The organism is Seongchinamella unica (assembly GCF_004354085.1).
In the GTDB taxonomy this organism is placed as follows: Bacteria; Pseudomonadota; Gammaproteobacteria; order Pseudomonadales; family Halieaceae; genus Halioglobus; species Halioglobus unicus.
This window is the reverse complement of sequence record NZ_SMSE01000002.1, coordinates 357082-369181: the sequence shown is the minus strand read 5'-3', so window position 1 is coordinate 369181 and position 12100 is coordinate 357082. Positions and strand designations below refer to the sequence as shown.

The window sequence follows — 12100 nt, the reverse complement described above, 5'->3', positions numbered from 1 at the left end:
TCCGCCAGCCGGCAGGTGTACTTGCCAGCGGCAGGGCCGCCACAGTCGATGTCAGAACCAGTCGTTCTCCATGTTCTTGCAGGTGTCGTCCAGCTGCAGCAGCAGTGCTGCCCACACCTCGGTTTCCGGCAGCTCGTAGCGGAAGAAATAGCGCATGGCCTGTATCTTGCCGCGATAGAAACTGGCATCGGCCTCGTGCGGTTCGCCGGCCAGTGCCGCCGCCGCAACGGTCGCCTGCTTCAGCCACATCCAGGCGATGACCACGTGGCCGAACAGGTCCAGGTATTTCACCGAGTTGGCCAGTACCAGGTCGATATCCTTTTCCACCATGGCGCTGAGCAGGAACTCGGTAACCTGTTTGAGCGTTGCGACCGAAGCCGCCAGTTGCCCGGCGTAGTCGTCCAGTTCCGGATAAGCCCTGGCATCCTCGATCGCCGTGCCAATGGCGAGCAGGCAGGCTGTATAACCCGCCAGGTTGTTCTGCGGCACCTTCCGGGCCAGCAGGTCCAGTGACTGTATACCGGTGGTGCCCTCGTGAATCGGGTTCAAGCGATTGTCCCGGTACATCATTTCCACCGGGTGCTCGTTCACATAGCCCGAACCACCCAGCACCTGGATCGCCAGGGAATTCGCCCTGGGGCCGTATTCCGACGGCCAGGTCTTGATGATCGGGGTCAGGAAATCCAGCAGTTCGTGCGCCTGCGCCCGCTCTTCTTCTGTGGGTGCAGTGCGCTCGTCATCGGCCAACCGGGTGCCCAACAAACACAGGGCGTAGGCACCTTCGGCATAGGCTTTCTGGGCCAACAGCATGCGCTTGACGTCTGCGTGTTCGATAATATTGACGGGTGGCGACATCGGATCCTTGGCGGAAGGCAGGCGTCCCTGCGGACGTTCCTTTGCGTAGTCCAGTGAGTACTGGTAGCCGGCAAGCGCCATCAGTGCCGCGCCGCTGCCAACCATAATCCGCGCTGCGTTCATCATATGGAACATATACATCAGGCCGCGGTTTTCCTCGCCCACCAGGTAGCCGACCGCGCCGCCCTTCTCACCGAAATTCAGCGCTGTGGACGTCTGCCCGCGACCGCCCATCTTGTGGAACAAGCCGGCCAGTGTCACGTCGTTGCGTTCACCGAGACTGCCATCGTCGTTGACCAGGAACTTGGGAACGATGAACAGGGAAATGCCTTTGACCCCCTTGGGAGCACCCTTGACCCGCGCCAGCACCAGGTGAACGATATTCTCGTTGAGTTCGTGATCGCCACCGGAAATCCAGATCTTGTTGCCAGTAATACGGTAGCTGCCATCGTCCTGGGGAATAGCGGTAGTGGTGAGGTCCGAGAGGCTGGAACCTGCGCCGGGTTCGCTCATTGCCATGGTCCCGGCAAAGCGTCCACTGCGTTGCGGCACTACCCACTTGGCCTTTTGCTCCTCGGTCCCGTGGGCGTCGATCAGGTTGGCATTGGCGTTGGTCAAGCCGATATAGCCCATGGTCGTACTGGCCGCAGCATTGAGGTATGCCCCGGTTACGGCGCTGGCCAATGCGGGCAGTTGCATGCCGCCAACCTCGTAGTCGGCGCCAGGAGAAGCCAGTCCCGCCTCAATCACCGCATCGAGCGCAACCTTGATCTCGGGGATCATCTGCACTTTCTCGCCATCAAATTCCGGTTGATGGGTATCCACCTTCCGCCGAATCGGCAGGAAGTACTTCTCGGCAATGGCCTGGGCCACATCAATGGCCGCATCAATGGTTTCACGGTTGTGGTCGCTATAACGTTCCCGGGTCAGCTGCGACTCCACGTCGAAAACCTCGTACAGCATGAACTCAAGATCTCGGCGATCTAAAAGCGGTGCAGGCATGGCTTAACTAGCTCCTGTTATCAATCAGCTTTCTGAATCATTTGATGGTATCAGCGCACAACACACCGCACCTGTCACGCAGGCGACAGGAGGCCTGCGTCCTACTGGGTAGTGAGAATCACCTTGCCACGGGCCTTGCGATCTATGAGGCAGTTGAAAGCATCCTCGTACTGCTCCAACGGAAACACATCGGTCACCACCGGATTGAGTTTCCCCGCTGAGAACAGCTCCCACAGCTCGTGGATATTGTTCAGGTTTTCTTCCGGCTCCTCGCCGGTGAAGCGCCCCCAGAATACTCCCACCAGGGAGCAGCCCTTGAGCAGGGCCAGGTTCAGCGGGATCGAGGGAATGGGGCCGCTGGCAAAACCGATCACCAGGTAACGGCCTTTCCAGGCCATGCTGCGCACCGCCGGTTCTGCATAGTCCCCGCCAACCGGATCGTAAACCACGTCCACGCCCCTGCCGCCGGTCATTTCCTTGACCCGGTCCTTGAGCGACTCTTCAGAATAGTTGATCAGCTCATCCGCCCCCAGCTGCTTGCACAGGGCCAGTTTCTCAGCGGAACTGGCCGCTGCAATCACTTTCGCACCCATGAGCTTGCCCAGTTCGATCGCGGTGACACCCACGCCACCGGCGGCGCCCAGTACCAGCAGGGTTTCCCCGGGCTGGATATTGGCCCGTTGCTTCAGCGCATAATACGACGTGAAATAGGTAATACTGACGCCGGCGGCCTGTTCGAACGTCAGGCCTTCGGGCATCGGGAAACAACCAAACTCGTTGGCAACCAGGCGTTCACTGAATGCGCCCGCTCCACCCATGGAAACCACCTTGTCGCCGGGTTTGAAGCGAGTGACCTTGTCACCCACTGCGCTGACCACGCCGGCGGACTCGCCACCGGGGACGAAGGGCATATCAGGCTGGGTCTGGTATTTGCCCTGGATCATCAGCACATCCGGAAAATTCAGGCCCGCGGCATGCACATCGATGAGCACGTCATTGTCACCCATTTCCGGCTCCGGCCAATCCGTCACCAGTGCCAGTTTTTCCGGCAGGCCGTGTTCCTTACAAACTACTGCTTTCATGCTCTTGCTCCTCGATCAGGCGACTTCAAACAGGCCCGCGGCGCCCATACCGCCGCCGACACACATGGTGATGACCACGTACTTCACCCCGCGACGCTTGCCTTCGATCAGCGCATGGCCAATCATCCTTGAGCCGCTCATGCCATAGGGATGGCCGATGGAGATAGCACCACCGTTGACGTTGAGCTTGTCATTGTCTATGCCCAGCTGGTCGCGACAGTAAATCACCTGTACCGCAAAGGCCTCGTTCAGCTCCCACAGACCGATGTCTTCCATGCTGAGTCCGTGTTGTTTGAGGAGTTTGGGGATCGCGTAAACAGGGCCGATGCCCATTTCATCCGGTTCCAGTCCGGCGACGGCAATGCCGCGGTAAATACCCAACGGTTCCAGCCCTCGCTGCTCGGCCAGTTTGGCATCCATCACCACCTGGGCGGAGGAGCCGTCAGATAACTGGGAGGCGTTGCCGGCGGTAATGGTGCCGCCCTCTACCACGGTCTTCAGGCTGGCAAGCCCCTCTGCTGTGGTCGCCCGCAGACCCTCATCGGCAGATACTGTGGCTTCCACTTCCGAGGCCTCGCCGGTTTCCTTGTCCCAGACGGTGCGTTTGCAGGTAACCGGAACCAGTTCGTCGTCGTACTTGCCAGCCTCGTAGGCCGCCGCGGTACGTTGCTGTGACTGCAACCCGTACTCGTCCATGGCATCGCGGGAAATGTTGTAGCGCTGGGCGACGGTTTCCGCGGTTTGCAGCATGGGCATATGAATCTGGGGATGCATGGCGATGAGTTCTTCGTCGACCATGCGGTAGATATTCATGTGCTCGTTCTGCACCAGCGAGATGGATTCCAGTCCACCGCCGACCACAATATCCATGCCGTCATACATCACCTGCTTGGCCGCTGTCGCCACGGCCATCAGCCCGGAGGAACACTGGCGATCAATCGTCATACCGGAGGTGGTCACCGGCAGGCCAGCGCGCAGCGCGATCTGCCTGGCGATATTGGATCCCGTCGCGCCCTGCTGCAGGGCGGATCCCATGATCACGTCTTCCACTTCACCCGGCTCGATGCCGGCGCGTTTGACCGCTTCGGCGACGGAAGCCGCCCCCAGGGTTGCTCCACCGAGGTTATTAAAGCCACCGCGGTAAGCCTTGCCGATGGGGGTACGTGCGGTTGAAACGATAACTGCTTCTTTCATTGTGATTGCTCCTATTTGTCGACCAGGCCCAGACCTTCCATAGCCTTGCCGGTGAATTTAACGGTTTGCTCAAAGCCCGCTTCCGGCTGGCGCTCTCCCTCTGCAGAGGTGATCTCGTCCCAGTGTGCGGCAATACCCTCGGGAGTCTGCTCCTCCGGCCTGAGCCACACGCCATCGGTTTCCACAATTCTGGCAACGGAATAAGCGCCGGCACCGGCGCAGATGATGGTCTTGTTGGGCGCGTCTTCACTGACCATGTACAACACGGCCGGGGTAACGGTTTCCGGGGTCAACAGGGCGAAAGCCTCTTCCGGGATCAGGCCTTCGGTCATTCGGGTCCCAGCCGTGGGAGCCAGGGCATTCACCCGGATATCGTATTTGCCTCCTTCCTGCACCAGGGTATTCATCAGACCGATAACCGCCATCTTGGCACTGCCATAGTTGGTCTGGCCGAAGTTTCCGTAGAGGCCCGATGACGATGTGGTGACCACAATACGGCCATAGCCCTGGTCCCTCATCACGTCCCAGCAGGCCTTGGTGCAGTTCACGGTACCCATCAGGTGCACATCCATCACCAGTTTGAAATCGTCGAGTTCAGCCTTGGCGAAGCTCTTGTCGCGCAGTATGCCGGCGTTGTTCACCAGGATATCTATCCTGCCCCACTGGTCCATGGCCTGTTTGACCATAGCCTCGACTTCGTCGTAGCGGGCGACATTGGCACCATTGGCGATGGCTTCCCCGCCCAGCGCTTCGATCTCGGCAACGACCGACTGGGCGGCCTCGGAGCCGGCACCAGAGCCATCGACACTGCCGCCGAGGTCATTGACCACGACTTTGGCGCCACGCCTGGCAAGTTCAATGGCGTGGCTGCGGCCCAGACCCTGGCCAGAACCGGTAACAATGGCAACTTTGCCGTCATAGCGAATAGACATGTTCTCTTCTCCCTTATAATTTCGTTAAGCAGTAATAACCATGGACAGCCACTCGGCCACCAACGCGGGGGTTTCCTCACCCTCAATTTCTACCGAGATACCCTGCTTGATCAGGAAACGATTGTCGTCCTTGCGGGTGACATCAAGCACCTCCACGTGGCTGCGCACCCGCTTGCCGGCGCGCACCGGGGCCAGAAAGCGCACCTTGTCGAAGCCGTAATTAAGGCCCATAACCACGTTGTCGGGCATAACCCCGTTCCCCTCCACCATCCTGGACAGCAGAGACAGGGTCAGGAACCCGTGGGCAATCGTACCGCCGAACGGCGTGTTCTTTGCCGCCTCTTCATCGACGTGGATGAACTGGTGGTCCTCGGTACAGTCAGCAAAGGTGTTGATGCGATCCTGGGTGATATCAATCCATGCACCCGGCTCGAAGCGGGTGCCCACGGCATTGACCAGTTCATCTTTGGGTACGATTTTAATCGCCATACGTGATTCCTTATTGGAGTTGAATTATCGGTCGGGCAAAATTGCGAGCCCAGATACTAACAACAGGGAACCGGCACCGCTGTCACCAAGGTGACACCCGGCACAGGGTGATCCGCGCATAATATAAGCGTTACTCTGGCAACTGCCGATGTCTGGCCGTGCCCTGATAACAGGATCCGCGCACAAGCAGCGAGGTTAAGCTGATGAAACCGCCTTCCCTGGTACTGGCTCTTTCCGATGCACCGCGCGCTTTGGTGGACGCGGCGGCATTGCAATTTAGCAAGCCCCTGCTGCGTCGACTGCCCCGCGCCGGGGAACAACACGCGGTCATGGTGCTGCCCGGCTTCCTCGGTGATGACCTGGGGAATGGCCCCCTGATACGATTTCTGCGGGATTTGGGTTATCGGGCGATCGGCTGGCGGCAGGGCCGCAACCTGGGGGTGGGCAGCTTTGAGCACGATCAACTGATCGCCACCCTGGATAGCCTGTCCAAGACCGGGGGCGGCAAGGTTTCGCTGGTGGGACACTCACTGGGAGGCATTTACGCCCGCGAAATTGCCCGGGCGACGCCGCGGGGAATCCGCCAGGTCATTACCCTGGGCAGTCCTTTCGGCCAGGGTCACCACGATGCGTCGCACGCCTCACGCCTGTATGCCCGGCTGAACCCAGACAATCCCCGCGGCCAGTTGAACCCCGACCCACCGCCGGTGCCGACCACCGCGATTTACACCCGGGGCGATGGCATCGTCAACTGGCGCAGTTCACGGCAAAGCGGACATCACAGCCATGTCCACAACATCGAAGTGCTCGGCAGTCACATCGGGCTGAACGTCAACCCCGCCGTCTGGTACTGGGTGGCCAAAAAACTGGCGGAACACTAGGCTTCGCCCATCTGGCTCGGAGATTTGGGGTCAGAGTAAAAACTTTCCATAAGAGCAGATTAAGTCGATGCGTCGGCGTTGGAGAAGTTTTTACTCTGACCCCAAATATATGCCTCAGGCCTCGCGACAGAATTGGGCGATACTGGCAGCGGTCTCCCGACTGATGTCAGGACAGGCAATCGCGAAAATTTCGGTGCCGTGTATGGTGCCCATGACCTGCCGGCACCGGGCGGCAACACCGGCCCTCAGCAGAAGCCGGTAAAACTCGATTCCCTCATCTCGCAGCGGGTCACATTCATTGACACTGATCACCGTTGGCGGCAGACCTTTCACGTCCTCTTCGGCGGCAAATGATGGCCATGCCAGCGGGTTGCCCTCATTGAAGGCGTCTATGCCATAGGCCATGGCGCCGTAATTACTGTGCAGGTCCAACAGCAGGCCGTTGTTCTCAATGGAGGAAGGAAACCGCTCCTGCGGCCATTTGCCGGCAATGTAGGGACACAGGGCATACAACCCGCGAATCAAACCCAGATCGTTCTCCTGTTTGAGCTTGAGACCCGTCGCCAGGGTCAGGTTGCCGCCACCGCTCTCCCCCGCCACGATAATGTGACTGCGATCAATACCGAGCGCCACTGCCTGTTCAACCAGCCAACGAACGCCGGACACACAGTCGTTGAGACCTGCTGGAAAGGGGGCAACCTCCGGCGCAGAAGACGGATTGACGCAATTGCGGAAATCCACCATGGCCACGGCGACACCCTGGGCGGCGATAATCTTTCCCCAGGCCCTGTAAATGCCGTAGTAACAGGACATGGACTGCATACCACCGCCATGAATGTAGTACACGCAGGGTAAGGGCTCGGTGCTTTCCGGGCGGATGAACTGCACCTTGATGGTATTGCCGTCCGGTTGCGAGACGAACTGGTGGTCGGAAATCAACAGGCCGTCCGAGGGCGCCACCTGTTCGTTGTCCACCATTTCGAACATCGCCTTCATCTGTTCCAGCCGCTCAATACTCTCCGGTCGACGGGCGTCCTGTATCAGCTGTTCCCGCGACGCTACGTCTTTGGTCGCCGCTGGAGGCATGGAACCCATCAATGCTTTGATACGTGGGTCAATTCGTGGATCGTCGTTCAGCTTGCTCATTGTTCACTCTCGGCAGGGAAGTTCAGGGAGTATAAACATCGGCGGCGGCATTGTGCAGCCAAGGTGCCTGTCGGCTCACGTTTGTCGACTTTGGCAGATTTGGGGTCAGGGTAAAAACTTCCTCCCGGGTTAACAGAGGAATTGTACAATTGGCTGCCCGGAAGTTTTTACCCTGACCCCAAATCTGGTTAGTCGTGCGACACTTCGGCTTGCAATGCCTCAATATCCTTGACGGTGATGCTGTCCCCGTTGCTCTCGACAATACCGCGCTCAGTCCAGTCCCTGAAGATCTTGTTCACACGCTGCCGGGAGCCCAGGGCGAGCCGGGCAAAATCATTCTGGGTCAGTTTCATTTCCAGCAGGACCTCCCCGTCATTGTGAACCCCGTGGTCCGCCAGCATCTGCAGCAGCCGGCTCGCCACCCGGGCCCGCAGCGGATAGAACAGAACATCGCCCAGCAGGCTGTAGAGTTCGCGGGAGCGATCCACGTGATGGCGCAGCAGGTTGCGGTACAATCCAGGCCATTGCTCGGCCGCGTCCATCATGGCGAGTTTCGGCAATACCAGTACATGGGAAGTTACCAGCGCTTCGGCACTGGCGGCGCGCCCCGTGTCGCTCACCAGTCCCTGCTCACCAAACCAGGCGCCGTGGGTAAGATCGGTGATGGCAAAGTGGTGTCCACCCGCGCTGGAAATGGCAATTCGAATGCGGCCCGTCACCACGCAGTAGACATCCGTATCGATTTCTCCCTCGGTGAAAAGATAGGCTCCCCGGTTGAAGGGGCGAATGCTGGCAGACTGGGCCAGTTGCTGGATGAGCGACTCGGGCAGGCCGACAAACCAGGGCGAATCGCTGATCATGTCCAGGGGGCTGACATCAACCATCACATGCCCGTAAGCCAGAAATTAAATACACTGCGGTAACCTGAAAACAGAGGCTCTATGCCTTGGGGCGCCCATAGTAGCAGCTCCGATGATAGGTAAAACCACCTCCTTCCATAGCAATATACAATTGGATTACCAATGATCAATAAATTATCTTTATTCACGTAGACCACAGATCAAAGGAGATCATCATGTCGATCGAAAGAGTGCCCACTGTTGTATTCAAAACCCGCGTTCGCGACGAGTCAGTAGAGGGCCCCAACCCCTACCGCTGGCAGGACACAAGCACTGAAGACCTGTTCGCGGGCAAGAAAGTTGTTGTGTTCTCCCTGCCCGGCGCTTTCACCCCGACCTGTTCCTCCAACCATTTGCCGCGCTACGAGGAACTCTATGACGAGTTCAAGGCCAACGGCGTAGACGCAATTATTTGTGTCTCGGTCAACGACGCCTTCGTCATGTTCAAGTGGGGCAAGGAGGTCGGTAACAAAAACGTCTTCCTGCTGCCCGACGGTAACGGCGAGTTTACCCGCAAGATGGGCATGTTGGTCGACAAGTCCAACCTGGGTTTCGGCATGCGTTCCTGGCGCTATTCCATGCTGGTAGACGACGGCAAGATCGAAAAGATGTTCATCGAGCCTGATTTCGGCGACAACTGCCCGATCGACCCCTTCGAAGTGTCCGATGCCGACACCATGCTGGCCTACATCAAGGGCGCTGATGCTCCCGGGGTGACCGAGGCACGCAAGGCATTCGAAGGCTGATCAGGTCCTGCCCCGCGGGTTGTCCAGTGGGCAACCCGCCATCCCCTGTTGCGGGTCAGTCTCGCAAGCGAAGACTCAACGACGGCGAGCGTTACGGCGACAACCGCCCTGCCAGCCTCGAGGTCAGGCGGCGGTAAACCCTACATCGCCACCCGGAAAACTGTTACTGTTAGCGCCAACCCGCACACCTGCCGACAGTACAGATTTTGAGCAACACAACCAGCTCCAACAAGCAATCCGGCCACACCCCCATGATGGTTCAATACCTGGCCATCAAGGCGGAACACCCCAACGACCTGGTGTTTTACCGCATGGGCGACTTCTATGAGCTGTTCTACGACGACGCCAAACAGGCGGCGGAACTGCTCGACATCACTCTCACCGCCCGGGGTAAGTCCAATGGCGACCCCATCCCCATGTGCGGCGTGCCCTACCATGCCGCCGAGGGATATCTGGCGCGGCTGGTGAAAGCCGGTGTTTCCGTGGCCATCGCCGAACAGATCGGCGATCCCGCCACCAGCAAGGGGCCGGTCGAACGCAAGGTGGTGCGGGTGGTCACCCCCGGAACACTCTCAGACGAGGCGCTACTGGAAGAGCGGGTGGACAACCTGCTGCTGGCGGTGGCACAGCGCGGTGACGACTACGGCCTGGCCTACCTGGACCTGGCCAGCGGCCGTTTCCGCGTGCTGGAAGTGAATGGCGACGAGGCGCTTACCGGCGAACTGCAACGCCTGGCTCCCGCCGAGACCCTCTATTGCGACAGCATTGGCCATACCGCCATTACCACCCGCAGCGGTGCCCGCCCGCAGCCGGAGTGGGAATTCGATGTCGACAGCGCCCGTCGCGCCCTCAACGCCCAGTTCCAGACCCATGACCTGCAGGGCTTCGGTTGCGATGGCCTCGATCTCGCCATCGGCGCGGCCGGCTGCCTGTTGCAATACGTCAAGGATACCCAGCGCTCCAACCTGCCCCACATCCGCAGTATGAGCCACGAGAGCCGCGAGGCCAGCGTCATCCTCGATGCGGCCACCCGCCGCAACCTGGAAATCGACATCAACATGGCCGGCGGCGACCGCAACACCCTGTATTCCGTCCTGGACAAGGGCATTACCGCCATGGGCAGCCGCCTGTTGCGGCGCTGGCTGCACCGCCCGCTCACCGACATAGCCACCCTTGAAAGGCGCCAGGACGCGATCGCCGCACTCTGCGGCAACTATCACTATGAAACTGTGCGCGAAGCCCTCAAGCCCATCGGTGACATGGAGCGCATCCTCACCCGGGTGGCCCTGCGCAGCGCCCGCCCCAGAGACCTCACCCGCCTGCTGAGCTCGCTGGCCGCATTACCCCGGTTACGGTCGGAACTGGGCCATTGCAGCGCTCCTCTGCTGGCAAGCCTGTCACACCAGGCCGGAGACTACCCGGACCTGGTAGACCTGCTGCAGCGGGCGATCATCGACAACCCGCCGGTGGTGATTCGTGACGGCGGGGTGATCGCCGACGGCTACGATGAAGAACTGGACCAGTTACGCAATATCAGTACCGGGGCAGCTGACTATTTGCTGGACATCGAGCAACGTGAACGGGAAGCCACCGGAATACCTTCGCTGAAGGTCGGTTACAACCGGGTCCACGGCTATTACATCGAGATCGGCCGAGCCCAGTCAGACAAGGCACCTGCCGAATACATCCGCCGGCAGACCCTGAAAAACGCCGAGCGCTTTATCACCCCCGAGCTCAAGGAGTTCGAAGACAAGGCCCTGTCCAGCAAGAGCCGGGCGCTGGCGCGGGAAAAAGCCCTCTACGATGAACTGCTGGAACAGCTCAACGAACAACTGGCACCACTGCAGGATACCGCCGCGGCGGTATCCCAGATTGATGTGCTGTCCTGCCTCGCGGAGCGCGCCGACAGCCTGAGCCTGTGCCGTCCGCAATTCTGCCAGGAGCAGGTATTCGAGGTGGCACAGGGCCGCCACCTGGTGGTAGAACAGGTCCTCGAGGAACCCTTTATCGCCAACGACACCCTGCTCGACGAATCTCGCCGCATGTTGCTGATCACCGGCCCCAACATGGGCGGTAAATCGACCTACATGCGCCAGAATGCGGTGATCGCACTGCTCGCCCACATCGGCAGCTATGTCCCTGCCAGTGCAGCCCGGCTTGCGCCCATGGACCGTATTTTCACCCGCATAGGCTCCTCCGACGACCTCGCGTCCGGCCGCTCGACTTTCATGGTCGAAATGACCGAAACGGCGAACATATTGCATAACGCCACGCCCCGCTCCCTGGTATTGATGGATGAAGTGGGCCGCGGCACCAGTACTTTCGACGGCCTCAGCCTGGCCTGGGCGGCCGCAGTGGAGCTGGCCCGCAACGTTAAAGCCTTCACCCTGTTCGCCACCCACTATTTCGAGCTGACCGCATTGCCCGAACTCTGCCCGACCATGGCCAACGTGCACCTGGATGCCACCGAGCACCAGGACCACGTGGTGTTCCTGCACCATATTCAGGAAGGGCCGGCAAATCGCAGCTTCGGCCTGCAGGTAGCGAAACTGGCCGGTATTCCCGCCACTGTCCTGCGGGCGGCGGGCGAGAAGCTTGGCGAACTGGAGGCAGGACGTGGCCAGCCCGGCGGAGGCCTTACCGGGCAGGTCGCGCCGCCAGCCTCCCCCCAGGTCGATCTGTTTGCCGGCGCGACATCCCACCCGGTGATCGACGAGCTCGAAGAACTGGACGTGGACGATCTCAGCCCCCGCCAGGCACTGGAGACACTCTACGAACTCAAGCGTAAACTGTAGCGGGCCGGGACTTCATTTCCCCGGGGCATGCAGGTAAACTTACGCCCGCCAGTCTGGAGTCCCCGTGAAGGGTGGCCCT

General features: G+C 59.9%; 10 protein-coding genes. 3 read left to right on the top strand and 7 right to left on the bottom strand.

Features of this window, described 5'->3' with window-relative positions; translation table 11 throughout:
• Positions 1–51: 51 nt before the first annotated feature.
• From E2F43_RS08770 to E2F43_RS08750, 5 genes are all read right to left on the bottom strand, one after another.
• Positions 52–1857 (bottom strand): acyl-CoA dehydrogenase, encoded by a 1806-nt coding sequence (locus E2F43_RS08770; RefSeq protein WP_133211751.1) that lies wholly within the window; start codon positions 1855–1857, stop codon positions 52–54.
• A gap of 101 nt (positions 1858–1958) precedes the next feature.
• The gene (locus tag E2F43_RS08765) at positions 1959–2939 is read right to left on the bottom strand and encodes an NADPH:quinone oxidoreductase family protein (protein ID WP_133211749.1); all 981 of its coding nucleotides are present in this window, start codon (positions 2937–2939) and stop codon (positions 1959–1961) included.
• Between the two features lie 15 nt (positions 2940–2954).
• Complete coding sequence (locus E2F43_RS08760; RefSeq protein ID WP_133211747.1) at positions 2955–4133, bottom strand: acetyl-CoA C-acyltransferase; 1179 nt, start codon at positions 4131–4133, stop codon at positions 2955–2957.
• Positions 4134–4144: 11 nt separating this feature from the next.
• The gene (locus E2F43_RS08755; protein ID WP_133211745.1) at positions 4145–5065 is read right to left on the bottom strand and encodes an SDR family NAD(P)-dependent oxidoreductase; all 921 of its coding nucleotides are present in this window, start codon (positions 5063–5065) and stop codon (positions 4145–4147) included.
• Positions 5066–5089: 24 nt separating this feature from the next.
• Positions 5090–5554, bottom strand: coding sequence for a MaoC family dehydratase (locus tag E2F43_RS08750; RefSeq protein ID WP_133211743.1), 465 nt, complete (start codon positions 5552–5554; stop codon positions 5090–5092).
• A gap of 203 nt (positions 5555–5757) precedes the next feature.
• On the opposite strand from E2F43_RS08750, the gene E2F43_RS08745 reads away from it, so the two are divergent.
• On the top strand, positions 5758–6435 hold the full coding sequence (locus E2F43_RS08745) for an esterase/lipase family protein (protein ID WP_133211741.1): 678 nt from the start codon (positions 5758–5760) through the stop codon (positions 6433–6435).
• A gap of 114 nt (positions 6436–6549) precedes the next feature.
• Here the strand turns inward: E2F43_RS08745 and E2F43_RS08740 are convergent, their stop codons facing one another.
• Entirely contained in the window at positions 6550–7581 is a 1032-nt protein-coding gene (locus tag E2F43_RS08740) for an alpha/beta hydrolase (protein WP_133211739.1), read from the bottom strand.
• 188 nt (positions 7582–7769) lie between these two features.
• Positions 7770–8465: a Crp/Fnr family transcriptional regulator gene (locus E2F43_RS08735; RefSeq protein ID WP_133211737.1), complete on the bottom strand. Its 696-nt coding sequence runs from the start codon at positions 8463–8465 to the stop codon at positions 7770–7772.
• 191 nt (positions 8466–8656) lie between these two features.
• Between E2F43_RS08735 and E2F43_RS08730 the strand changes: the two genes are divergently transcribed.
• Entirely contained in the window at positions 8657–9226 is a 570-nt protein-coding gene (locus E2F43_RS08730) for a peroxiredoxin (protein ID WP_238946818.1), read from the top strand.
• A 251-nt stretch (positions 9227–9477) separates the two neighbouring features.
• On the top strand, positions 9478–12021 hold the full coding sequence (gene mutS / locus E2F43_RS08725; RefSeq protein ID WP_133212967.1) for a DNA mismatch repair protein MutS: 2544 nt from the start codon (positions 9478–9480) through the stop codon (positions 12019–12021).
• Positions 12022–12100: the final 79 nt, after the last annotated feature.

Excerpts from the sequence above, each read along its gene's own strand:
- E2F43_RS08740 (WP_133211739.1), bottom strand. The coding sequence starts at position 7,581 with ATGAGCAAGCTGAACGACGATCCACGAATTGACCCACGTATCAAAGCA.
- E2F43_RS08765 (WP_133211749.1), bottom strand. The coding sequence starts at position 2,939 with ATGAAAGCAGTAGTTTGTAAGGAACACGGCCTGCCGGAAAAACTGGCA.
- E2F43_RS08770 (WP_133211751.1), bottom strand. The coding sequence starts at position 1,857 with ATGCCTGCACCGCTTTTAGATCGCCGAGATCTTGAGTTCATGCTGTAC.
- E2F43_RS08750 (WP_133211743.1), bottom strand. The coding sequence starts at position 5,554 with ATGGCGATTAAAATCGTACCCAAAGATGAACTGGTCAATGCCGTGGGC.
- E2F43_RS08755 (WP_133211745.1), bottom strand. The coding sequence starts at position 5,065 with ATGTCTATTCGCTATGACGGCAAAGTTGCCATTGTTACCGGTTCTGGC.
- E2F43_RS08760 (WP_133211747.1), bottom strand. The coding sequence starts at position 4,133 with ATGAAAGAAGCAGTTATCGTTTCAACCGCACGTACCCCCATCGGCAAG.
- E2F43_RS08730 (WP_238946818.1), top strand. The coding sequence starts at position 8,657 with ATGTCGATCGAAAGAGTGCCCACTGTTGTATTCAAAACCCGCGTTCGC.
- E2F43_RS08745 (WP_133211741.1), top strand. The coding sequence starts at position 5,758 with ATGAAACCGCCTTCCCTGGTACTGGCTCTTTCCGATGCACCGCGCGCT.
- E2F43_RS08735 (WP_133211737.1), bottom strand. The coding sequence starts at position 8,465 with ATGGTTGATGTCAGCCCCCTGGACATGATCAGCGATTCGCCCTGGTTT.
- mutS (WP_133212967.1), top strand. The coding sequence starts at position 9,478 with ATGATGGTTCAATACCTGGCCATCAAGGCGGAACACCCCAACGACCTG.